General features: G+C 61.9%; 23 protein-coding genes. 8 read left to right on the forward strand and 15 right to left on the reverse strand.

Annotation, left to right across the window (positions count from 1 at the left end; genetic code table 11):
• The first annotated feature begins 72 nt into the window (after positions 1-72).
• Positions 73-381 (forward strand): hypothetical protein, encoded by a 309-nt coding sequence (locus AC0L2Z_RS24600; RefSeq protein WP_287064511.1) that lies wholly within the window; start codon positions 73-75, stop codon positions 379-381.
• Positions 382-552: 171 nt separating this feature from the next.
• Positions 553-915, forward strand: a complete 363-nt coding sequence (locus AC0L2Z_RS24605) for a hypothetical protein (RefSeq protein ID WP_473523198.1) — start codon at positions 553-555, stop codon at positions 913-915.
• 54 nt (positions 916-969) lie between these two features.
• On the opposite strand, the gene AC0L2Z_RS24610 is transcribed toward AC0L2Z_RS24605, so the two are convergent.
• The 13 genes from AC0L2Z_RS24610 to AC0L2Z_RS24670 form a co-directional block, all read right to left on the reverse strand.
• Positions 970-2,370 carry an adenylate/guanylate cyclase domain-containing protein gene (locus tag AC0L2Z_RS24610; protein WP_473523197.1) on the reverse strand — a complete coding sequence of 467 codons (1,401 nt, stop codon included), beginning with the start codon at positions 2,368-2,370 and terminating at the stop codon, positions 970-972.
• A gap of 201 nt (positions 2,371-2,571) precedes the next feature.
• A complete protein-coding gene (locus AC0L2Z_RS24615; RefSeq protein WP_287249236.1) occupies positions 2,572-2,856 on the reverse strand; it encodes a copper-binding protein in 285 nt (94 codons plus the stop codon).
• A 26-nt stretch (positions 2,857-2,882) separates the two neighbouring features.
• The gene (locus AC0L2Z_RS24620; RefSeq protein ID WP_287249237.1) at positions 2,883-3,371 is read right to left on the reverse strand and encodes a cupredoxin domain-containing protein; all 489 of its coding nucleotides are present in this window, start codon (positions 3,369-3,371) and stop codon (positions 2,883-2,885) included.
• Positions 3,372-3,413: 42 nt separating this feature from the next.
• On the reverse strand, positions 3,414-4,772 hold the full coding sequence (locus AC0L2Z_RS24625) for a multicopper oxidase family protein (RefSeq protein WP_128186672.1): 1,359 nt from the start codon (positions 4,770-4,772) through the stop codon (positions 3,414-3,416).
• Between the two features lie 17 nt (positions 4,773-4,789).
• Positions 4,790-6,247, reverse strand: a complete 1,458-nt coding sequence (locus AC0L2Z_RS24630) for a TolC family protein (RefSeq protein ID WP_473629553.1) — start codon at positions 6,245-6,247, stop codon at positions 4,790-4,792.
• Positions 6,244-6,477 (reverse strand): hypothetical protein, encoded by a 234-nt coding sequence (locus AC0L2Z_RS24635; RefSeq protein WP_473550210.1) that lies wholly within the window; start codon positions 6,475-6,477, stop codon positions 6,244-6,246. The genes AC0L2Z_RS24630 and AC0L2Z_RS24635 overlap by 4 nt, the downstream gene beginning before the upstream one ends.
• A gap of 83 nt (positions 6,478-6,560) precedes the next feature.
• The gene (locus AC0L2Z_RS24640) at positions 6,561-6,929 is read right to left on the reverse strand and encodes a hypothetical protein (protein WP_473629554.1); all 369 of its coding nucleotides are present in this window, start codon (positions 6,927-6,929) and stop codon (positions 6,561-6,563) included.
• 162 nt (positions 6,930-7,091) lie between these two features.
• Entirely contained in the window at positions 7,092-7,529 is a 438-nt protein-coding gene (locus tag AC0L2Z_RS24645) for a YqaA family protein (protein WP_473629555.1), read from the reverse strand.
• Positions 7,530-7,555: 26 nt separating this feature from the next.
• The gene (locus tag AC0L2Z_RS24650; RefSeq protein WP_473629556.1) at positions 7,556-9,559 is read right to left on the reverse strand and encodes a multicopper oxidase domain-containing protein; all 2,004 of its coding nucleotides are present in this window, start codon (positions 9,557-9,559) and stop codon (positions 7,556-7,558) included.
• 66 nt (positions 9,560-9,625) lie between these two features.
• Complete coding sequence (locus tag AC0L2Z_RS24655) at positions 9,626-10,186, reverse strand: cytochrome c (RefSeq protein WP_027151848.1); 561 nt, start codon at positions 10,184-10,186, stop codon at positions 9,626-9,628.
• Positions 10,183-10,581, reverse strand: a complete 399-nt coding sequence (gene cueR, locus AC0L2Z_RS24660) for a Cu(I)-responsive transcriptional regulator (protein ID WP_473629557.1) — start codon at positions 10,579-10,581, stop codon at positions 10,183-10,185. The genes AC0L2Z_RS24655 and cueR overlap by 4 nt, the downstream gene beginning before the upstream one ends.
• 9 nt (positions 10,582-10,590) lie before the next feature.
• Positions 10,591-13,107 carry a heavy metal translocating P-type ATPase gene (locus AC0L2Z_RS24665; protein ID WP_473629558.1) on the reverse strand — a complete coding sequence of 839 codons (2,517 nt, stop codon included), beginning with the start codon at positions 13,105-13,107 and terminating at the stop codon, positions 10,591-10,593.
• A gap of 229 nt (positions 13,108-13,336) precedes the next feature.
• Positions 13,337-14,503, reverse strand: a complete 1,167-nt coding sequence (locus AC0L2Z_RS24670; RefSeq protein WP_473629559.1) for an FAD-dependent monooxygenase — start codon at positions 14,501-14,503, stop codon at positions 13,337-13,339.
• A 215-nt stretch (positions 14,504-14,718) separates the two neighbouring features.
• Here AC0L2Z_RS24670 and AC0L2Z_RS24675 point away from each other — a divergent pair, with 215 nt between their 5' ends.
• Positions 14,719-15,381: an adenylate/guanylate cyclase domain-containing protein gene (locus tag AC0L2Z_RS24675; protein WP_473629560.1), complete on the forward strand. Its 663-nt coding sequence runs from the start codon at positions 14,719-14,721 to the stop codon at positions 15,379-15,381.
• A 32-nt stretch (positions 15,382-15,413) separates the two neighbouring features.
• Here the strand turns inward: AC0L2Z_RS24675 and AC0L2Z_RS24680 are convergent, their stop codons facing one another.
• A complete protein-coding gene (locus AC0L2Z_RS24680; protein ID WP_473523190.1) occupies positions 15,414-15,614 on the reverse strand; it encodes a hypothetical protein in 201 nt (66 codons plus the stop codon).
• Between the two features lie 212 nt (positions 15,615-15,826).
• Here AC0L2Z_RS24680 and AC0L2Z_RS24685 point away from each other — a divergent pair, with 212 nt between their 5' ends.
• The 5 genes from AC0L2Z_RS24685 to AC0L2Z_RS24705 all read left to right on the forward strand — a co-directional run bounded on the left by AC0L2Z_RS24685 (position 15,827) and on the right by AC0L2Z_RS24705 (position 20,689).
• The gene (locus AC0L2Z_RS24685) at positions 15,827-16,546 is read left to right on the forward strand and encodes a FadR/GntR family transcriptional regulator (protein ID WP_473629561.1); all 720 of its coding nucleotides are present in this window, start codon (positions 15,827-15,829) and stop codon (positions 16,544-16,546) included.
• 60 nt (positions 16,547-16,606) lie between these two features.
• Positions 16,607-17,581, forward strand: coding sequence for a sialic acid TRAP transporter substrate-binding protein SiaP (locus AC0L2Z_RS24690; RefSeq protein ID WP_027151856.1), 975 nt, complete (start codon positions 16,607-16,609; stop codon positions 17,579-17,581).
• A gap of 79 nt (positions 17,582-17,660) precedes the next feature.
• On the forward strand, positions 17,661-18,233 hold the full coding sequence (locus AC0L2Z_RS24695) for a TRAP transporter small permease (RefSeq protein WP_091593869.1): 573 nt from the start codon (positions 17,661-17,663) through the stop codon (positions 18,231-18,233).
• Between the two features lie 3 nt (positions 18,234-18,236).
• Positions 18,237-19,643: a TRAP transporter large permease gene (locus tag AC0L2Z_RS24700; RefSeq protein ID WP_091593867.1), complete on the forward strand. Its 1,407-nt coding sequence runs from the start codon at positions 18,237-18,239 to the stop codon at positions 19,641-19,643.
• Positions 19,640-20,689, forward strand: a complete 1,050-nt coding sequence (locus AC0L2Z_RS24705; protein ID WP_473629562.1) for an L-idonate 5-dehydrogenase — start codon at positions 19,640-19,642, stop codon at positions 20,687-20,689. Before AC0L2Z_RS24700 ends, AC0L2Z_RS24705 begins: the two co-directional genes overlap by 4 nt.
• A gap of 42 nt (positions 20,690-20,731) precedes the next feature.
• On the opposite strand, the gene AC0L2Z_RS24710 is transcribed toward AC0L2Z_RS24705, so the two are convergent.
• Positions 20,732-23,335 (reverse strand): TRAP transporter permease, encoded by a 2,604-nt coding sequence (locus AC0L2Z_RS24710; protein ID WP_473629563.1) that lies wholly within the window; start codon positions 23,333-23,335, stop codon positions 20,732-20,734.
• Between the last annotated feature and the right edge of the window lie 21 nt (positions 23,336-23,356).

Genomic DNA, 23,356 nt, shown 5'->3' on the forward strand with positions numbered 1-23,356 from the left:
CGCCTATTTGCCAGTCAGGCTTTGGGTGGTCGCGGGGGCGGTTCGCCGATAAGCGAGGGTAGGATCAGGTCTTTGCCGTTCAGGAAGTCGTCGCCGACCGGCGCAAGGAGAAAGAAGGAGTGCGCTTCGGCAAGCGGGGCGCTGACCATCCCCGACACGCACAAAACGGCCAACGGGCAATCCTTGCCGCAGTCCGGCACCATTGGCTTGCCATCCGGGCAGCAAGGCATGTTGTCTTGCATGATCGATAAAGCTGGCCCGGCGACAGCGGCACTCGAGGGCGAAGCTCCCAAGGGTGCAAAGGCCAGCCCGAATACGGCCAGCAGTAAGAGCATTCTTCCGAAACCGAACAAGTTCGTCATCGACCACATTTTGGCATAGGGAGCCACCGGACGATAGTGTTTCCGGGATTTGTGACCTTCTTGTGAACGGCGCACAAGCCGTTCGCTACAAACGCGATGTCATGGGCGCGGCCCACTGCCGGAGAGTAGAATCGAATCGAATATCGACGCGAGAGATGATAGCATCGTCTTGGATCCTCGGGAGGAGGAGATGCGCGCCATTGCATTTTTTGCCGGCGTGTTGATGGCTACGCCCTCGATGGCGGCGGAGCAACTGGTCTTTTACACTGCCAATTTTCCGGATGCCACCTCGGTTCAGCTCAGCGTCCTGAACAATAGCGTCTCGCAAGATGGCGACTATGACGTTGCCATCGGTTTAGTCGAAACGGACGCGAGCGGCGCCATCAGGTATGAAGATACCGGCAGGCATCGTGCGCGCGTTCGCTGTAATTATCCGGCGTATGTGAGTGTAGGCACGCGAAAATATCCAATGGTGATGCCTCTGAGCCGAGCCTTACATGACGATTGGAAAGAATATCTCTGGATGACATTTTGTGCGGTCCCCTCGTCTTGATACCCGTGAATGTGAGGTCACCGGATCGTCCGATCTTCAACTGATAATAGCGGCTTATACCCCTGATGCGGCCGACCGGGTTTCTGGCCTGACCGTCGCCGTGACAGGTCGCACGGCGCGCGGCGCATCGGCCGGCCGTGTAGCGTTCCGATCGGGACCCTGCGATTGGTAACTTTGTATCCTTGACGCCTGCGTTGGCAGCAGATGGACGTCGACGGTTTCAGATCGGCCCGGGACGGTTGCAGCCCTCTGCGTTTGCCACTCAGGCGTCCTCCAATGCCGCGGCAGTTTGCAGGCGAGTTCATCCGAGATGACGATGCGAGCGTCCGTTAGCTTGCACATCGCCTGAAGCCTGGCGGCCAGATTTACCGAATCGCCGATAACGGTGTATTCGCTATGATGTTCTCCCGGTATGACGCCCCCGATCACGTGGCCGTAGTGAACGCCGATCGCGAAACTGAGGGGTTCCTCGCCGTCGCGCATCCTGATCTCGCTCCACACATCGAGAAAGTTGGACAACTCGACCGCGCATTCGAACGCTCGGAGCGCAGCGGTCGCGAGCGGCAAAGGAAAGCCGAATACAGCCATGACGCCATCGCCGATGAATTTGTCCACGACCCCATCACATCCCGATACCGCCTGCGTCACCCGCCGCCTGTATTCGGTGAGGAGGGATGCTATCTCCTCCAGCGGCATCGTCTCCGAGAGCCTCGTGAAGCCTCGGATATCGACGAACAGTATCGCCGCTTCCTGGCGGCGAAGACCAAGATTCGCACCCTCCGTTGCCAAGCGCTCAGCCGTCTCGGGAGCAAAGAAGCGGGTCAAGTTCGCCCGCTCGCTAGAACTTGCGACCGCTTCTTGCACCAGCCGCCGGATGTCCAATACCAGAACGATCTGGATCGCCGCGACGACGGTGAAAGCCACAAGCCGAACCCCCGCTGCCTGAGTTTCTTCCGAAGAGAGGCGGAAGACGGCTCCAAAACCGTCCTCCCAAATCGGCATCAAGACAACCGCCGAGGAGCCAAGAATAACGATGAGTGCGAAGGCGGCAACCGGCCCCGCGCGCATGCGCATGCTCGCGTGTGAAAGAAGCACAAACGCGATCGCGAGGCTTGGCGTTGCCAGCGCATCGACCAAGGAAGAGGCGGAGTCAAGGAGGTGCTCGGCGGTCAGATAGATGACGAGCGACGCGTCTACTGCAACATAAATCCAGTTTAGCCATGGGCGGAATAACCTCGTAATCACCAGGCCTACAGCTAGAAAGGTGATCGCGGCATAGGCGCTCAGCAGCGTGAGGTGGATCTCGTGATTGACGATATCCGGTTCAAGCGCGACGGAGAGCGCGAACACGAACAAGGCCACGAACCGCCAAAGCGCGGTGCGCAGTTCGTTGCGCTGCTCGACCTCCGAAATGAGAACATCGATCTCCGTTCGAGCGCGATTGCTGGATGTCATAGGTACTCAGCTCGATTTCGAAATTAGGTGAACCTATCGACGTGGACCGCATCCTTGGTTTCGAGGGCCACAGGGGTCATCGATCGTCCCGATAGAACGATCGTAGCGCGGTCGACAGTGCGGCATCCCCAAAAGGATCTTGGCAGCCACTCGCGATGGCGGGCCGACGTTTTCCGACGGCCTGCCATCCACGCACCTCGCCTACTTGATTTCCGTGACCGTGATGCGCCCGTTCACGCGATCGGCTGTGAACTCTATCGCCTGACCCGTTTTGACTTTATCGAGCATGGCGTCCTCCGCGACGACGAACACCATCGTCATAGCGGGCATGTCGAGATTCGCCAGCGGCTCATGTTTGATTGTCAGCTTCTTCTGCTTAGCGTCGATTTTGACGACTTCGCCTTTAACGTATTCCTGTGCGAGCGCGCTCCCGCCGATGGCGAGCGCGAGGGCCAGGGTCGATAGTGCCTTTACCAATAGTTTCATGGCTGCTTCCTTTGCGGGTTTGAGGGTTAGTGAGCGACGCTGATGTCGCCCTTCATGCCGGAATCGTAGTGACCCGGGATCAGGCAGGCGAAGCCGAATTCGCCGGCGTTGGCGAACGTCCAGATGATCTCGCCTCTGGCGCCGGGCGCCAGCCGGATCGAATTGGGATCGGCGTGCTCCATCTCGGGGAATTTCTCCATCAGCGCCTTGTGCTCCATGATCCCGTCATGGACGTCCATGACGAATTCGTGGTCGACTTGGCCCTTGTTGACGAACTCCAGGCGAACGGTCTCGCCCTTCTTCACCTTGAGCACGGCCGGCTGGAACAACATTTTTCCGTCGTCCTTCTCCGACATTGAGATGTTGATGGTCCGCTTTGCCTTGCCAGCCTCGCCAGGGCTGCCGATCGGCATCGTGGCGGCTTTGTCGCCATGGCCTCCAGCGTGGGTTCCACCGGCAAGAGCTGCTCCAGAACTGACCGCCATCAAAACGGTCGCTGCGATTATATGTTTCATGCTGCACTTTCTCTCATGGTTGAGGTTGAGGGGTTTCGGTTCTCATCCCTGTTTGCCGTGACCGCCGTGCGCTGCCGGGGCCATCGTTTTTGCGTCGCCTGATTTCGTCGGAGCGGGGACATCCCCCTTCCACTCGTAAGCCACGGTTCCCTCCGGGTGCTGGTACCAGCCCGGATCGGCATAATCGTTCGAGGCGAGGCCCTCGCGAACCTTCACGACCGAGAACATGCCGCCCATCTCGATGGCGCCGAATTGGCCCCAGCCGGTCATCATCGGGATCGTGTTGTCGGGAAGCGGCATCTCCATCTCGCCCATGTCGGCCATGCCGCGGTCACCCATGGCCATGTAATCGGGCTGGACCCGGCGGATTTTGTCGGTGACTTTTGAGTTGTCGACGCCGATGTACGTGGGCACGTCGTGGCCCATCGCGTTCATTGTGTGGTGCGACTTATGGCAATGGATTGCCCAGTCGCCCTCATATTTGGCTTCGAACTCATATGCCCGCATGGCGCCGACGGGGATGTCGATCGACACCTCCGGCCACCGCGCCTCCGGGCGGACCCAGCCGCCATCGGTGCAGGTCACCTCGAAATCGTAGCCATGCATGTGGATCGGATGATTGGTCATGGTCAGGTTGCCCACCCGGACCCTGACCCGGTCGTTTTTCGCCACTGGAAGATGGCTGATCCCCGGAAAAACGCGGCTGTTCCATGCCCAGAGATTGAAATCCGTCATCTCCATGATGCGCGGGACGTACGACCCCGGTTCGATGTCGAAGGCGTTCAGCAGGAATACGAAATCGCGGTCCACGCGCATGAACTTCGGGTCTTTGGGATGAATGACGAAGAAGCCCATCATGCCCATGGCCATCTGGACCATTTCGTCGGCGTGCGGGTGGTACATGAATGTGCCGCTCTTCACGAGGTCGAACTCGTAGACGAAGGTCTTGCCGGGCGGGATGCCGGGCTGGGTTAGACCGGTCACTCCGTCCATGCCGTTGGGCAGGATCATGCCGTGCCAATGGATCGTCGTGTGCTCCGGCAGTTTGTTTGTTACGAAGATGCGGACTCGATCGCCCTCGACCGCCTCTATGGTCGGGCCGGGCGATTGACCATTGTAGCCCCAGAGATAGGCAGTCATGCCGGGCGACATCTCGCGCTCGACCGGCTCGGCCACGAGGTGGAACTCCTTCACGCCGTTGTTCATGCGATGCGGAAGGGTCCAGCCGTTGAGCGTCACGACCGGCTGGTAGTCCGGTCCGCTCGTTGGGAAGATCGGAGGCTGCATGTCGGGGGACTCCATGATTGCAGCGTCGGGCAGCCCCATCGCGGACGTTTTGGTCCATGCAGTGGCGCCGGCGAGCAGGGCTCCCGCGCCAAGCAATTGACGTCTTGAAAGCATTTTCTTCTCCTTGAGGTTCAGTGGCCTTCGGCGCCCGCTTCGGCTGCTGCCGGTGCGTCGCCGCCGCCGGGCGAGCCTGCGCCGCCACCGTGGATGGCGGTCCCGAGATTGACGTCGGCCAGCCAGAAATTGCGCTTGGCGTTGAGGGAAAGCATGATCGAGCTGATTTTCGCGCGTGTGTCCGCCAGCAGCTCGAACGTGTTGGTGATCATGCCGTTGTAGGTGAGGAGCGACTCCGCCTCGATCTTTGTTCGCAGCGGCACGACATTGTTCCGATAGTGCCGAGCAATGTCGTAGGTCGAACGGTAGGCGTCATAGGCCGATCTAGCCTCCGACCGGATGTTGACCGCCTTTTCCGCCATCCGGTTTGCAGCTTGCATATAGGCAAGCTCGGCCTTGCGCATGCGTGCCTTGCCGGTGTCGAAGATCGGAATGACGAATTCGAGCTCGAGAGTGGGTGAGACACTCGTCTCCGTTCCGCCCTCCTCCGCCTCCTCGCGTTCCACCTCCACGCCGGAAAGCAGTTCCAGATCGCTGACGTAGCGCGTCGCCTCGGTCAGACCGTAGGATTTCGCCAGCGCCTCCAGCTCGAGTTTCGCGATCTCAAGGTCGACGCGATTTTTTAGTGCCTCCGCCTCGATCGCGCGTTTGGCCTTGGCGCCTTTGGGCAAGGCTGGAAGCATATTGGGAACCGAGTAATCGACGTCCGGCCCCCATAGACCCATCAGACGGGTGAGTTCTTCCTTGGCGGTGCGGGCGGCGAGCCGCGCCTCCGCCGCCTGACCGGTGATTTCGGCATAGAAGACGTGTTCGCGGGCTTGGCCGGTCTTTGTGAAGGCGCCCGTCTCTCCAAGCCTTTGAGCGAGTTCGGAGGCAGCATCGGCGGCGGCTTGCGCCTTGTTCAGATAGGAAACGCTCTCCCAGGCCGAGACAGCATTGATCCAGGCCCGCCGCGTGTCCGCGGCCAGTCGCAGCGTTTCTTCGGCGGCGCGAAGCTGCGCCTGACGGAAACGTGCATCTGCGACTGCGACGCGCCCCTTATGGGTCGCCAGCGCAAGGATGTTGCTGACCACCGCTCCTTCAATAGTCCGCACAGGATCGACGCCGATCATGCCGATCGAGATTGTCGGATTGACGAACATTGTTTCCTGCCACATGTCGGCCGCCGACAGGCCGATCTCGGCGTAGGCGGCCTGCAGGGCCTTGTTGTTGAGCAAGGCGACCTGCACCGCGGTATCCGGACCGATCGTCTTCTTCTGGACGAGGCGCTTCACGCGCTCCGAGACCGTCCGCGCATCCACTCTGGACTGCACCCATACGGTTTGCTTGCCGGTCACGGATTCGGCACGTGCCGCGACTGTCGTGAAGCCGGCCATGGGGGCTGAGATGCCATCGAGGGCGGCGCTGGTCGTGCATCCGGCAGCGATCAGCGGGATCGTTACCACCGCAGCCATGGTCAAGGGCCGGCGCTTCATGATCCGGCTCCCGGGTTCGCAGAGGAGCGTTCTTCATTGAGACGCCGCCAATTCTGCGGGTCGACTGGCTCCCGGTGGCGATAATCGACGACGGCCGGGTGGTAGTGCGTATCACGGACGCCCATTGCTGGATCGGCCGGATTGAAGGCGGGAAGGATGTCCGGCGGCGTGGTTGCCGCACATCCTGCAATTAACAGCGATGCGAGCATCGCGAAGCTTGCGATTTTCATTGTAGACCTGAAGCTTGACGTATGCGTTTGGCCGCGCGGGAACGGATTCCCGACGCTGCGCGCGAACGCCCCGAAAGGGCGCGTCAGTTCAGATGTTTGGGTGGCCTTATGAGCGCTGTGTATTCGCCAAGCGGCAAAGTGACGGCAACGACGGGCGCAAAGCAGCGGGAGACAACATGCTCCAAGTCAGGGCAGTCGACCGGCACCGCATTTGCCGGCGCGCAATGGACTTCACACCTCTTGTCAGAGGATTGCTTGTCGCCGTGATGATGCTCTGACGTGTCCGCGTCGTCCGCCGTTGCGCCGTGATGGCCCATATCGTGTGCGGGTGTCTCGGCCTGGAGATCCACCCCGGCCTGAATATCCGCCCCGGCATGAAAACCCGTGGCATTGGCTGCAGCGAACAGACCAGGCTGAAGAGCCGACATGACCAGGAACACGACCGCCAGCATTGCTCGGAGCGGTATGCTTCCTAGGATCGTAGTTCGACCAAGAGTCCTCATCGCACCCTTCCGACAATTGTTCGTCTGATTTGTCAAGGTCGCCGCGGCCGCTTTGTTGCATTGCAACCAAAAGTGAACGCAACGCCTGCTGCGATGTCCGCGATTTCGATTTCACATCAGGCCCAGCACCGCTCCGGCGATAACCAGATAACGCGAAACCTTCGCGACGCCGACGATTGCGACAAAGCTCCATAGCGGCTCGCGCAAAGCCCCAGCGACCACGGTCAGCGGGTCGCCGACGATCGGCATCCAGCTTAACAAGAGCGACCATCTACCATAACGGCGATACCAGTTCGTGGCGCGGTCGAGCGTCGCTGGGCGCAGCGGAAACCAGGGCCTGTCCCGGAAGCGTTCGATCCCTCGACCAAGACCCCAGTTCACCACAGAACCCAGGACGTTGCCCAGGCTGGCGACAAGAACCAGCATTGCGGGCGAGAAGGAATCCATGGCGAGGAGCCCTGCAAGGGCGGCCTCCGACTGCGCCGGGAGAATGGTCGCCGCAGCGAAGGCAATAGCAAACAGGCCGCCGTAGATGGCAAGGATATCCATCTACGTTTCGCCTTGCGGAGCGGGCTTCAGGGTTGCACATCGATTACGACCATCAGTCCGCCACCGCCCTTCTCTTCGACATTGTTGTTGGTCGTATGATGCCCGATATGGCAATGGATCAGCCATTTTCCGGGCCGACGTGCCTGCCAGACGACATCGTAGCGTTGCCCTGGTCCGACGTTGACTGTGTCGGCAAGGAATCGTGCCGACTGCGGGATAGTCTCGCCGTCGCGGGCGACAACTTCGAATGGACCGCCGTGGATGTGCATCGGGTGGATAAACCCATTATTGGTGCCGATGAAGCGCACTTTCAGAGTTTCGCCGACCTTCATCCTGATCGTGTCCGTCGAAGGATAGGCGCGGCCGTTGATGGTGAAATAATTCGGCTGCCCGCCGTCCATCGGCATCGACGGAAAAGTCAGGCCCTCCCGCATCAGCCATTCCTGAAGCTGGATAACATAGTCGTGGTCTGCCGCAATCTCATCCTGGGGATTGGCGGGATCGATGATGAGTGCGCCGTAGAGTCCGAGCGCCTGCTGGCGATCGACATGGTCATGCGAGTGATAGAAGTAGGTTCCCGATTGCCCTGCCGTAAATTCGTATCGGTAGCTGCCGCCGGGCGGGATCGGCTCCTGCGTGATCTCGGCCGGGCCGTCCATTTCGTTCGGCAGGATCAACCCGTGCCAATGGATGGTCGTACTCTCCGGCAGGCGATTCGTCACATTGATGCGCACACGGTCGCCTTGCCGGATATGCAGCCGCGGGCCGGGAACCTGCCCGTTGATCGCATAGGCGTCGACTTTCACGTTCGCCAGGATCGCCCAGCGGATGACCGAGGTTTCCAGGTCGAACACCTTTACCCCGTTCTCCATCCTGGCTTCCAGTTCCCGGTCGCCGCGAACCTCCAGACCATGGCTGGCCGTGATCAGGCGAGGATGCACGGCGGCCATGTCCAGCATCGCTGCAGCCGGCGTGTCGCGGTCCATGATCATGCCGGGCGGCATAATGGCGCCGCCTACGTCTCGCGCGCTGAGGGCGAGGTTCACCCAGTTGGCCGGAGCGATCATGCCGAGCGCCAGCGCGAGTACGGACACGCCGCCGAAGGCCGCGAGTTGCGGCACAGTTGCATCCGGTTCCATACCGTCGTGACCGCCATGCGAACCACGCGACCCTCCTCCCCCATCGCCGTGGGAGGAGCCATGGCCGGATCCATGATGGCCAGGCCCGGGATTGCCGCCTGGGTTGGCATGTCTGGGCTTGGCTTGTTCATCGAGGCGCGCGTAAGCGTGGTGCCCCACCATCCCGGCTTTCGCGCCGCTATGTGCGTGCTCGCGCCTGCCTCCCCTTGCCTTGTCGAACTCCGGTTCGCGTTCGGTCATCAGCCCGTGCTTCAGTCCACGGGCCACCATCCATACGTTGGCGGGATATGCGGTGACGAATCCAACGATCACGCCGAACGACATCACGCCCCAGAACAGGAGCTCGGTCGGTTCCATGGCCCGCATGTCGCTGCCCATCATCAGGAAGCTCATGATCGGCGCCATGCCCGCCATCATGAAATTCATGCTGATGAATTCCGGCATGAAGCTCTTGCGGACATTGTCCCAGTAGGTGCCGCCCATCATCGATTTCATGAACAGCGACTGGAAGATGAACAGGCCGAATGCGAAACCGGCAACGTACTCGACAACAAGATCGATCCACATCGGCAGCCCAAGAGCGGCGGTGATTGCCGCCGCGAGGATGATGCCGGTGGCGTCTCCGGCGACACAGTGGATCGTCGAGCCGACGCCTTGCTTCCAGAGCGGTTTGGTGAACGCCTCATGTTCGCCTGGCCGAGGCTCCTTGTCGGCCAGCACGTAAATCAGCAGTCCCAGCGGCCCCATATAAAGCGTGACCAGGATGAAACCCCATTTCATCACCACGGGTTCGGGGTTGTTGCGGAACTGGTCCCACGCAACATAGGCCGTGCTCAGGCCCGCCAGAACGAACCAGACTGCGAGGAAGTAGTCGACGGGCTGTACGAACATTGCAGGATTCCTGTCGATTGTCGTCAATGTCACCTAGTCCGGCATCGGGTGAAGTCGATGCCTTGCCTACTGCCGTTTCTCCCTGAACTTGGCGTGGCAGTTCGTGCAGTTCTGCAGCATCAGATGGAATACGTGTTCGGCTGGGATCTTCGAAGGATCGGAATCGGCCGCGCCGCCAGCCCGTTTTCCGAGCAGGCTGCTGCCCATTGCCATTCCGGGTTTCATCCTCATGGCTTCCGTAATGCCTTCGGGCGCATCGTCAGCCGCATCTGACAGCGCCGCAGCCAGGCTTTCGAGATGGCGAGCGAGCGCGGCGAATTCTTCTTGGGACTGACCGATATCCGCCTTAGCGGCCGAGGGTTCACCAAGCGAGTCCGCTGGAAATGCGTCTACCATGGCACTTCCGGACCGGCGGCGAATGGTTTCGGTTGCCGCCTTGAAGGCTGCGGCATCGTAGGCCACCTTGCCGGCAAAAATTTCGGAGATGGTCTTGGCGGCGCTCGCCATCGCCTTCATCGACGCCTGGCGCTCGGCGACGACTGGGGCGACGGCTGTCTTCGGGAGCGCCGTCCCGGCGGCGATCCCGGCGATAACAAGGACTGCTGCAATGATGGGGACGCGCCTCACTGAACCGTGCCGTGTCCAGCAAGCCCGTCGATGATCGGGCAATCAGGTCGGTCATCGCCGTTGCAATGGTTGGCCAGATGCCGAAGCATGTCCCGCAGTCCGGCGAGTTCCGCAAGTTTCCGGTCTATTTCAGCGAGCTTGGCTTCCGCTATGGCCTTCACATCCGCGCTCTCGCGCTCCTTGTCGCGGTAGAGCGAAAGGAGCTGTCGGCATTCCTCCACAGAGAAGCCAAGGCTTCGGGACCGCTGCAGGAAGCGCAGGCGATGCACGTCGGCCGTCGAATAATCCCTGTACCCGTTGTCGGCACGATCAGGCCTAAGAAGACCGATGTCTTCGTAGTATCGGATGGTCTTCGGCGGCAGGCCGGACTTTTCTGCGGCGGTTCCTATGTTCATGGTCTGACCTCAAAGCTTCAGAGAACGAAGTCGCAGCGCGTTTCCGATCACGGAAACGGACGAAAGGCTCATTGCCGCTGCGGCGATCATCGGCGACAGCAGCGTGCCGAAGACCGGGTAGAGGACACCGGCCGCCACTGGCACGCCGAGCGCGTTGTAGACGAAGGCGAAGAACAGGTTCTGCTTGATATTGCGGATCGTCGCCTGCGACAGCCGCCGCGCCCGGACGATGCCGTTGAGGTCGCCCTTGACCAGCGTGATGCCGGCGCTCTCGACCGCCACGTCGGCGCCGGTTCCCATCGCGATGCCGACATCGGCCGCCGCCAGCGCCGGTGCGTCGTTGACGCCGTCGCCGGCCATCGCGACGCCCGCGCCCTTCGCATGCAGTTCGTCGATCAGCGCCTTCTTGCTCTCCGGCAGCATGTCGGCCCGCACCTCGTCGATGCCAAGCTTCGCCGCCACCGCCTTCGCGGTGCGCTCGTTGTCGCCCGTCGCCATAATGATCCTGAGCCCGCTGTCGTGCAGCGCGCGGATCGCTTCCACCGTTGTCGCCTTGATCGGATCGGCGACGGCGACGAAACCGGCAAGCCTGCCGTCGGCCGCGACGAACATCACCGTCTTGCCGTCGGAACGCAGCGCGTCGGCACGCTCCTTCGCCACCTCCAGGCCGATGCCCAGATCGTCCATCAGCGCCTGATTGCCGAGCGAAACGGCGCGGCCCTTGACCGTTCCCGTGACGCCCTTGCCCGTGACGGCCTCGAAATCCGCTGCGTCTTCGACGGTCGCGCCGCGCTCCCGCGCACCATCGACGATCGCCTCGGCAAGCGGGTGCTCCGAACCCTTCTCGAGGCTGGCGGCAAGGCCGAGAAGTTCGGCCTCGTCAAAGCCATCGAACCCGACGACGTCGGTCAACTTGGGCTTGCCCTCGGTCAGCGTGCCGGTCTTGTCGACGATCAGCGTGTCGACCTTGGAGAAGCGCTCCAGCGCTTCGGCCTCCTTGATCAGCACGCCAGCCTGCGCGCCGCGTCCCGTGGCGGTCATAATCGACATTGGCGTCGCCAACCCAAGCGCGCAGGGACAGGCGATGATCAGCACCGAGACGGCCGAAACGATGGCGAAGACCATGCTCGGCTGAGGCCCATAGATGGCCCAGACGATGAAGGCGACGATGGCGACCAGAACGACAGTAGGCACGAAGTAATAGGAGACGCGGTCGGCAAGTCCCTGGATGGGCGCTCTGCTGCGCTGCGCCTTGGCAACCATTTCGACGATGCGCGACAGCATCGTATCGGCGCCGACCTTTTCGGCGCGCATAACGAGCGTTCCGTTCTTGTTGAGCGTGCCGCCGGTCACAAAGTCGCCTTGCGTCTTCTCGACGGGGACAGGTTCGCCGCTCAGCATCGATTCGTCGACCGAGGAGCGGCCTTCGAGCACCGTGCCGTCGACCGGCACACTGTCGCCGGGCCGCACGCGGAGCCGCTCGCCGGCCTGCACTTCCTCGAGCGGCACATCCGTCTCAGAACCGTCCGCCCCGATCCGCCGTGCCGTCTTCGGCGCCAGGTCGAGCAGTGCGCGGATGGCGGAACCAGTGCGCTCCCTTGCCTTCAGTTCCAGCACCTGGCCGAGAAAGACCAGCGCGACGATTACTGCGGCTGCCTCGAAATAGACCGGAACCGTGCCACCGTGGCCGCGAAACTGGTGCGGGAAGATATCCGGGAACAACGTCGCCACGACGCTGTAGACATAGGCGGTGCCGACGCCGATCGAGATCAGCGTCCACATGTTCGGACTGCGGTTGACGATCGACTCCCAGCCGCGATGGAAGAAGGGGATCGCCGCCCAGAGCACCACCGGGGTCGCCAGCGCCAACTCAATCCAGGCTGCCGGATGTTCGCCGAGCCAGTCGCGGAACGGCAAGCCCAGCATCGGTCCCATGGTGATCAGAAGCAGCGGGATCGACAGGACGGCACTTACCCAAAAGCGGCGGGTGAAGTCGACGAGTTCCGGATTGGGACCTTCGTCGCCGGTCGGCACGCCCATCGGCTCCAGCGCCATGCCGCAGATCGGGCAGGAGCCGGGCTTGTCGCGGACAATCTCGGGATGCATCGGGCAAGTATATTGCGTGCCCTTCGGCATCGGCTCCGGCGCTGGCTGGCCGCTCAGATATTTCTGAGGATCGGCCTCGAACTTGGCTTTGCACCCGGCGGAGCAGAAGTAAAAACCCTTGCCCTCATGCCGCACGAAATGCTTCGCCGTGGCGCGCTCGACTTTCATCCCGCAAACCGGATCGGTCGCATTCAGAAAGGCTTCTGGCTCCTTCTGGAACTTGGTCCGGCAGCCTTCCGAACAGAAATGATAGCTGTGGCCGCCCAAGGTCGCTGACGGCTTTCCCGCCGCTGGATCGACTGTCATGCCGCACACTGGATCGCGAGTGACGACGATTGAGGCAGCGGCCGGCGCGTGCGAGGAACAGCACGAGCCATGCGATGCGTCGGTGTGGGTGGCATCATCGTGACGGTCGATCATGGGGCACTCCTAAATGGGCAACTCCCCTTCCACCTACGGTTTCCAGTTACTGGAAGGTCAAGTGGCTTTCTGCAAAATGATCGCTTACTTCCGCCGCGATATGGCCAGCGTGTCCCCCTGTGGGCTGCCGCAGGATGAGATGGGCGCCCCTTCACCTGCCGCCAGGGCCTTGGCCACTATGCCGCCGACAAGAAAAATTGGACGATTGGTGTGCGCTTAATCGCCGGCGCTAGGCGGCGGCTCTGACAGGCTCGAAATTTATATCGAGAACCGCCTCGAGCTGCCGGTCCATGAAACGCTCCGGTATGCTCTTTACCAGCAAGTTGCGTAGCGGGACGACAAGCGGGTTCTTCGATTGCGCAACTTTGGCATAGAGGCGTGATTCAGCCGCGACCCTATGTGCCCTGTCGAGACGGCGTTTGTCATACTCGCGGATGGCCCGGTCGGCCGGAAGTCGCCCGAACAACGCAGCAAGAACGGCCGCGTCTTCCATGGCAAGTCCGGCGCCTTGTCCCAGATCGGGCGTCACGGCATGCGCGGCGTCGCCAAGCAAAACCGCTCTTCCGCGCGTGAACGAGGGCATTGGATCGAGATCAAGAATGTCCGTCCAGATCAGCGAGTCCTCCGCGGTCCGATCAAGGACCTCCGGGATTGGCTCGTGAAATCCGGAAAACATCGCCTGCACTTCTGCAAGATCGGCCCGAGCCAGCCTGGGGTCGTCCCGTTGGTCTGCGCCACAGCAGGCAAACCAGTAGACCCTTTCGCCGGGGATCGCGGCCAGACCGATGCGTTTTCCGGCCCCCCAGCTTTCGGTAAGACGCGCCGGGTCCATTCCTTGCAGGAAACCGGGCGCGATCGCGCGCCAGCAAGCGTAGCGAGCGAAATGCTCGCGCGATTGGGGAAACAACGCTCTACGAACCGCGGAGTGAATGCCATCGCAAGCGAGCACCAGCTCGCTTTCCACGATCTCCCCATTCGCAAAGCGCAGGGCGATGTTGTCGCCAACCTGCCGAGCATCCACGCATTCCATTTCGGTGCGGATGATAGAACGTGGTAGTTCCGAAAGAAGGGCCTTGTGGAGATCGCCACGATGCAGCACGGCCATGCTGAGGTGACCATATTTCTGACTGAAGCGCTGAAAATCCGTGGATTGGAGAACTTGTCCCTTGTCGTCGAGAAGATCGAGCCTGTGTATTGGCTGCGCCTCGGCCACAACCGCTTCGTAGAGTTCGAGCGTACGAAGGGCACGAAGCGCATTGGCGCTGAGACTGAGACCCGCACCCAGAGGTTTCAGTTCGCTCGCCTGCTCGTAAATCTCGGTCTCCCATCCGAGGAGTCGCAGGCCCTTGGCAACTGCAAGTCCGGCGATGCCTGCACCAATGATGACTGCGCGCATGTTCACGCTCCCTTTCGCCTTTGCCACGCGGCAAAACACTTTGCGAGACCAAAGTGTTCCCGGCGGAGACTGAGGAAGCACAGCTAGCGCCATATCCAATTACACTCGAAGGGAGGTCTGCAGTGTGGCGTACCACGCCCTGAGAGCTTTGACGGTAGCGTCTGGATTCGCGAAACCGTGTGACAGGCGTTAAATAACTTCACATGGACAGGAATATGAGCCAGACGCAGAGTTCCGTCGGCGCTTCGGCTACGGTGGCATTCATCGATCTTGCGGGCTTTAGCGCCATCGCGGACGTTTATGGAGATGCAGCGGCAATCGATGTGCTCGAGATTTTCGAGAGCATGGTCCGCGAGGCGCTTGCTGGCTACGAGCCTCCGATCAAGTGGATCGGGGATGAAGCGATGCTCTCGTTTCCGGAGCCGGAGTTAGCGATCCAGGCGCTTGGAACGCTGTTGCAGGCATGCCGGGAAGAACCGCGCCTCCCGCTCACCCGGTCGGCGCTGAATCATGGACCGGTCATCCGCAGGGCAGGTGATCTGTTTGGATCGACCGTCAACATAGCGGCACGTATTGCTGCGCTTGCGTCCCCCGGTCAATTGCTTGCGACTCAACCCATTGCCGACGCCGCTGCCGCCAAAGGCATCTTGGTGCGGTATCTCGGAGAGGTGGCGCTGCGGTCGGTAGCTGATGAAATCCCTCTTTACGAGATCGAACTTGCTCCCTCGCCTGACCCGGCCTGGATCGATCCAGTGTGCAAGATGCATGCTCCTTATGCATCCTATCGACGGGCCGCCCCAGGAGGGCCATGGTTTTGTTCGCCGCGTTGTGAAGAGGCATATCGGAAGTCGCCGCAGACCTATCCACTGGCTCGATGACACGGCTCCCCTAGCTGCCCTGGCGCCCCCTCTCAGTCCATACTCATTGCGCAGGTGAGATATGCTACGGTGCCGGAAGTCGCCGCAGCATGATCCGCTGCCACAAGTGGCACATTGGTGCCGATGAAGCGCACTGTCAGAGTTTCGCCGATTTTCATCCTGATCGTGTCCGTCGAAGGATAGGCGCGGCCGTTGATGGTGAAATAATTCGGCTGTTCGCCGGCGGAAACCACGCGATAATCCTTCCAACTGCTGGAAGTTCAAGAGTTGCCGTCCAGCCATGGCCGATCGGTCGTTTCCAAGAAGTCACGGAGAATGGGTTCCATGGGCGTTCTCTGCTGCTTGACTCTCAGCCTTTTTCGCGGCAGGTTTCGATCAATAGGTCAGACCAATTTACCGATCCGGGATCAGCCAGATAATTCCGTTGAAGTAGAACTGGGTAACAATGCCGATCCAGGCCGTTGAACCGCGTCGTCTTTACCGACAGATCGCCGATCAGCTCAGGCAGTTGATCGACGCGGGCGAGTTCGCAGTCGGCGATCGGCTGCCGACCGAGCGCGAGCTGGCCGATCAGCTTGGCATCTCCCGCCCGACCGTCCGTGAAGCGCTGATCGCGCTCGAGGTCGAGGGGCGCATACGCATTCGCGTCGGCTCGGGCATCTACGTCACCGAACCGCCGCGTGCCGAAATTTTGACGGCAGAAATGGATGAGGGCCCGTTCGAGCTTTTGCGGGCACGCGAGTTCATCGAAGGGGCGTTCGCCGCCGAAGCCGCCCTCCATGCTCGGCCGATCGACATCGAACATATGGACGACGTGCTGCGCCGCATGGAGGACATACCTCGCCCGACCAGGATGACGATCGCGCTCGACCGCGAATTCCATACGATGGTGGCGGGCATTCTCGGAAACGCCGTTCTGGTGCGCTGCATCGGCGAGCTCTTCGATCAGCGCATGAACCCATATTTCGAACGCCTGTCGAGCTATTTCGAGAACAGGGAGTCCTGGCGGGCTGCCGCGGAGGAGCATCGCGCGGTGCGCGACGCGATCGCGGCGCGCGACCCTGAACGGGCCAAGGCCGCGATGCAGGAACATCTGCGTCAGTCGCAACTGAGATTCTCACGCAATTTCGGTGAGAAATCCGCGGCCAGGGAGGTCGCGGGATAGGAGTCCGCCGACCGGGAGGGTCCTGTCGGCACCGTCAATCCATTCACAGGGAGGAATATGATGTTGAGGAAATACGCCGTTCTGCTCGGCACGATCGCTGCAATCGCTCTGCCCATGGCTTCGGCCTCTGCGCAAACCGCGCTGAAATGGGCCCATGTCTACGAAACGTCCGAACCCTTCCACACCGAGTCGGTATGGGCGGCGGAAGAGATCAAAAAGCGCACCGACGGCCGCTATACGATCGACGTCTTCCCGGCTTCGCAACTCGGCAAGGAAGCCGACATCAACCAGGGGCTGACCCTCGGCACGGTCGACATCATCATCTCCGGATCGAGCTTCGCCGCCCGCGAATACCCGCCGATCGGCGTGACCTACTTCCCGTTCACTTTCCGCGACGCGGATCACCTGCTCGCTTACACCAAGAGCGACAAATACAAGGAGTTGACCGCCGGCTTCGAAGAGGCCTCCGGCCATCACATCACCGCGACCACCTACTACGGCACGCGTCACACGACCTCCAACCGGCCCATCGAGAAATGCGCCGACATGCAGGGCCTGAAGATCCGCGTGCCCGATGTGCCGGCCTATCTCGCCATGCCGCGCGCCTGCGGCGCCAACACCGCGCCGATCGCCTTCGCCGAGGTCTATCTCGCCTTGCAGCAGGGCACGGTGGAAGCGCAGGAAAACCCACTGACGACGATCGACGCCAAGAAGTTCTACGAAGTGCAAAAGCACATTATCCTGACCGGGCACATCGTCGATCATCTCAACACGATCGTGTCGCAATCGCGCTGGTCGCAATTGTCGGACGAGGACAAGGCGATCTTCACCGAGGTGATGCAGGAAGCCGCCGCGCGAGCGACAAAGATCATCGTCGATCGCGAGAAGGCGCTGGTTGAAACCTTCAAGGAGCGCGGTCTCACCGTCACCGAAGTCGATCGCGCCGATTTCGAAAAGAACGTGATGGAGAAGGTGACGTTCGACGAGTTCGGCTACCGCAAGGAGGATTGGGAGGCGATCCGCGCCGTCAAATAACCCGCATCGATCCGGGCCCGGCGCGACAAGCGCGTCGGGTCTGTCGAGCCCGCTGTCCAACAGTGCCCGGAGCTTGCCGATGACCCAAGAGGTCCACACCCAGGTTACCCCAGAAGAACTGGCGCATGCCTTCGAGGAAGAAGCGCCGCCCATCGATCTGTCGCGATACGCGGTGGAGGACTGGGTCACGCTCGCCGTGTTCTGGGGCATGTCGTTCTGCGTGTTCCTGCAGTTCTTTACGCGCTACGTCATGAACAACAGTTTTGCCTGGACCGAGGAGATCGCCATCAACTGCCTCGTCGTCGTGGTCTTCCTGGGCTCGGTCATGTGCACGCGCACCACGCGCCACATCCACGTCGACGTGCTCTATCACTATCTCCCCGCTGGGGCCGGGCGCTACCTGGCGCTCGCGGTCAATGTGATTACCATTTGCTTCTTCGCCTACATGTCCTGGCTCCTCTGGCGCTATGTCGGGATCGTCCACCGCGAGCGGATGGTCACCATCAACCTGCCGCGCAACGTCGTCTTCTACGCCGTCTTCGCCGGTTTCGTGCTGATGATGCTGCGCGCCATCCAGGTCTTCATCGGCAACATTCGCCGTGGCTACTCGGCGCTGGAGCGCCCCGCCGCGTTCGACGGATTGGGGGAATAGGCCATGCTGCTTCTGATCGGAGCCTTTCTCGTCCTGATGCTGGTCGGCGTGCCTGTCGCTGTGTCGATGGCGGTGTCGTCGCTGCTCTATCTCGTCTTCTATGGCGTAGCGCCCGACATCATCGCCGCGCAGCGCATGATCGCCGGTGTCGAGAGCTTTCCGCTGCTTGCCGTGCCGTTCTTCATCTTCGCCGGCAACCTCATGAACATCGCCGGTGTCACCGGGAGGATCTATTCCTTCGCGCTGGCGCTTGTCGGCTGGATGAAGGGCGGCCTAGCGCAGGTGAACATCATCGGATCGGTGGTCTTCGCCGGCATGTCGGGAGCAGCCCTTGCCGATGCCGCCGGCATCGGCACCATCGAGATCAAGGCGATGAAGGACCACGGCTATCCCGTCGAGGCGGCGGTCGGCGTCACCGCCGCCTCCTCGACGCTCGGCCCGATCTTCCCGCCGTCGCTGCCCTTCGTCATCTACGGCATGATGGCCAACGTCTCGATCGGCGCGCTGTTCATGGCCGGCATCCTGCCCGGCGTCGTCATGACGGCGCTGATGATGGTGACGGTCGCGATCTTCGCCCACCGCCGGGGCTGGGGTTCGGACACGCCGTTCAAACTGAACCGGCTCGCCGCCGCCTCGATCGAGGTCGCCGTCGTGTGCTGCTTTCCGCTGGCGGTCTATGTCCTTGTCCAGATGGGACTGTCGCTCAACATCGCCGTTGGCATCGTGCTCGTCGTCCTGATCGCCTGCGACTGGTATTTCGACTTTTCCGCCGTCATGGCGCTGATGACACCGATCATCCTGATCGGCGGCATGACCATGGGCTGGTTCACCCCGACCGAAGCGGCCATGGCCGCCGTCATCTGGTCGTTGTTTCTCGGGCTCGTGCGCTATCGCACGATGACACTCGCAGCCTTGGCCAAGGCCAGTTTCGATACGATCGAGACGACCGCGTCGGTCCTTTTCATCGTCACCGCAGCGTCGATCTTCGCCTGGTTGCTCACGGTCAGCCAGGCGGCGCAGCTGTTCTCGGTCTTCATCACATCGCTGACCGAAAACAAATGGGTGTTCCTGATCCTGGTCAACATCCTGATGCTGGTAGTCGGTTGTTTTCTCGACACGATCGCCGCCATCACGATCCTCGTGCCGATCCTCCTGCCGATCGTGGTCCTCTACGGCATCGACCCTGTGCATTTCGGTCTGATCATGACGCTCAATCTGATGATCGGTCTGCTTCATCCGCCGCTCGGCATGGTGCTGTTCGTCCTCTCGCGGGTCGCCAAGCTGTCGGTCGAGCGTACGACCATGGCAATCCTGCCCTGGCTGGTGCCGTTGATCGTCGCGCTGATCCTGATCACCTTCGTCCCCGCCATCTCGCTGTGGCTGCCGACGCAAATGGGGCTGATCCGTTGATCGACCGTGCAATCGCCGCGACGCTGTTCGGCCCTGAGGATCTGCGCGTCGTCGAGCACCCGCTCGGCCCGCTCGCGCCCGGAATGGTGCGCGTGCGCTTCGGCGCCGGCGGCATCTGCGGTTCCGACCTGCACTATTTCCGCCACGCGCGGACCGGCGATTTTGTCGTCACATCGCCGCTCGTGCTCGGCCACGAGGTCGCCGGTGAGATCGTCGAAATCAACGCGGACGCGCCAGGACTCGCCGTCGGTGATCGCGTGGCGGTCAACCCGTCGCGCTGGTGCGGACAATGCGCCCGATGCGCAGAGGGCCGCGCCAATCTCTGTGAAAACATCTATTTCATGGGCTCGGCGTCGAAAACGCCGCACATGCAAGGCGGTTTTGCCAGCGTGTTCGATGCCACGCCGGCGCAATGCGTCAAGGTTCCGCATGCTGTCGCCTACAAGGCGGCGGCGCTCGCCGAACCGCTCGCCGTCAGCCTGCATGCCGTGGCGCGGGCCGGCGACATTGCCGGCCGCAACGTCATCCTGATCGGCGCCGGCCCCATCGGGCTCCTGACCATGCTCGCCGCCAGGCTCAAGGGTTGTGGCGAGCTCACCGTCGCCGACATAGCCGAGGCGCCGCTCGCCTTCGCCAGCAAACTTGGAGCAAACAGGACGATCAACCTGTTCGGCGGCGACGACGAGCTCAAGGCGCTCGCGGCCGACAAGATGATCGATGTCGCGTTCGAGATTTCAGGCACCGCCGCGGGTCTCGCAGCTGCGATCGCCAGCGTCCGGCGCGGCGGCACGGTGGTTCAGGTCGGCAATCTGCCGGGTGGTCAGATCCCGGTGGCCGCCAATGCGGTGATGGCCAAGGAAATCAATCTGAACGGCACGTTTCGTTTCGGCGCAGAATTCAACGAGGCGGTCGCCCTCATCGTCAGCGGGGATATCGACGTCCTGAAGCTGGTGACCGCCGAACGCCCCCTCTCCTCGGCCTACGAGGCGTTTGCCCTAGCCGCCGACCGCTCGCAGAGCGTCAAGGTGGTGCTGACCGCGGACTGAGCGTTTTCCCGGCGCCTCCCAACTGTATCAACCGTTCCGGTTTCAGCCTGCCGGCCCGGTTTCCTTCCTGTCGGCCTGCTTGCGCGCCCGCGCAAACTGCAGCCCGGCGACGCCGGCGGTCGCAGCCAGCGCCAGGCCGATCGGAATGAGGCTCGAGGGCTGGTCGGCCTTTCTGAGCACCGCCACCACGTCATACCCGACATCCAGCCCGATGCGCTTGGCGTAGGATCCGAAATCGACATTGCTGATCATCAGCGCGTCGCCCGCTTGCGTGATGGTAAGGCCGATGCCGCGCAGCCGCTCCAGCGGCTCGCCCGGCTCGCCGAGCGGCACATTGACCGTCTTGCGGACATCCTCGCCCATGAGGTCGACACCCTCGACGACGAAATTGATGCGGCCATCGGCCGGCGTCTGCGCCACCGCCGGCAGGAACTCGCTTGCCGGCAACTCCTCGTAGGGCGGCGACACCTGGTTGAGCCACCAGTCCGGCCGAAACAGCGTGAAGCAGATGAGCAGCAGCGCCGCGCTTTCCCACAGGCGGCTTTTGGTCACGAACCAGTTCATGGTCGCGGCCGAAAACAGCAATATTGCGATCAGCGACACCGTTGCCACCCAGATCGTCTGCGGCCAAGTGTCGACTCCGATCAGCAGGATCGCCGGATTGAAGATGAAGACGAACGGCAGGATCGCCGTACGCAGCGAATAGAGGGCGCCCTGGAAACCGGTGGCGATCGGATCCTCCTTGGAAATCGCCGCCGCCGCGAACGCGGCCAGCCCGACGGGCGGGGTGATGTCGGCCATGATGCCGAAGTAGAAGACGAACAGGTGGACCGCGATCAGCGGGATTGGCAGTCCGGCCTGCGCGCCGAGATCGACCACGACCGGGGCCATCAGCGTGGCGACCAGAATATAGTTTGCGGTGGTCGGGATGCCCATGCCGAGCACAAGGCTGATCGCGGCGATCAGGATCAGCATCAGGATGACATTGCCGCCGGAAATGAACTCGACGAGTTCCGTCATCATCAGGCCGAGACCGGTCAGCGTGATCGTGCCGACGACGATGCCGGCGGTGGCGGTGGCGATACCGATGCCGATCATGTTGCGGGCGCCGAGCGCCAGCCCGTCGATCAGGTCGTCCCAGGCAGCCCGCACTGAGGCGGCGAGATTTCCTTTGCGGAACAGCGCCATCAGCGGCTTGCGGGTGGCGACAATAGCGAGGATTGAAACGGTCGCCCAGAACGCCGAGAGGCCGGGCGACATCTGCTCGACCATCAGACACCACAGAAGCACGGCGATCGGGATGAGGAAATCGAGCCCGGTCCGCGTGACATCCCAGGCGCGCGGCAGTTCCAGGATTGGCGCGTTCGGATCGTCGAGTGCGAGGTCAGGATAGCGCGAGGAATACCAGACCGAGGCGACGTAGAGAGCGACGCCGGCGAGCGCGAGCAGCGGCGGCGCGGCCCCACCGAAGACAGCCTGGATAGCAACGATGCCGTAATAGACGATACAGACGGCGAGAACGCTGCCGGACAGTCCCAGTCCCATCCGCAGCATCCGTTCTCTTGCCGGCGTCGGACGCTGCGGGATCGTCTTCAGGCCCATCTTGATCGCTTCGAGATGAACCATGTAGAGCAGCGCGATATAAGAGAAGACCGCCGGCAGCAGCGCGTGCTTGACGATCTCCGAATAGGGAATGCCGACATATTCGACCATCAGGAAGGCGGCCGCGCCCATGACCGGCGGCATGATCTGGCCGTTGATCGAGGCTGAAGCCTCGATGGCGCCCGCCTTGACGCCGGAAAGGCCGGTGCGCTTCATCAGCGGGATGGTGAAGATGCCGCCTGAAACCACGTTGGAGACGGATGAGCCGGACACGACGCCGTTGAGGGCCGACGAGACCACGGCGACTTTCGCCGGGCCGCCGCGCAGGTGGCCGAGCAGCGCGATGGAAATCTGCATCATCCAGTTGCCGGCGCCTGCCTTTTCCAGAAGCGTGCCGAACAGGACGAACAGAAAGACGAAGCTCGTCGACACGCCAAGTGCAATCCCGAAGACGCCTTCGGTTGTCAGCCATTGATGGTTGAGAAACTTGGTGAGCGATGCGCCGCGATGCTGAATCACGTCCGGCATGTACTGGCCGGCAAAGGTGTAGAAGATGAAGACACACGCCACGACCACCATCGGAAGGCCGAGCGCACGGCGCGTCGCCTCGAGCAGCAACAGGATGCCAACGGTGCCGGTCACCAGATCGAGCGTGGTCGGCTGGCCCGGCCGTCCGGAAAGCACGACGTAAAAGAGAAAAAGGTAGGCGCCGGCAAATCCGCCGACCACGGCCAGCACCCAGTCGAGCAGCGGCACGTGATCGCGGGGCGAGGATCTCAGCGCCGGATAGGCGAGAAAGGTCAAGAACAGCGCGAAGCCGAGATGGATAGCGCGCGCTTCCGTGTCGTTGAGAATGCCGAAGCCGAACACGAACGGCAAAGGCGAAGCGTACCAGAGCTGGAAAAGCGACCACGCGACTGCAACCCAGAGCAGGATTCGCCCGACCGTGCCAACCGGATGCCGGCCACCCGTGTCGGCCTCCGCGACAAGTTGTTCGAGCTCTTCGAGATCGACGCCGGCCGGTTGTGCCTTCACTTCGCTCATGACGTCGTCTCCTGTTGCGGA

Source organism: Mesorhizobium sp. WSM4850 (genome assembly GCF_055811735.1).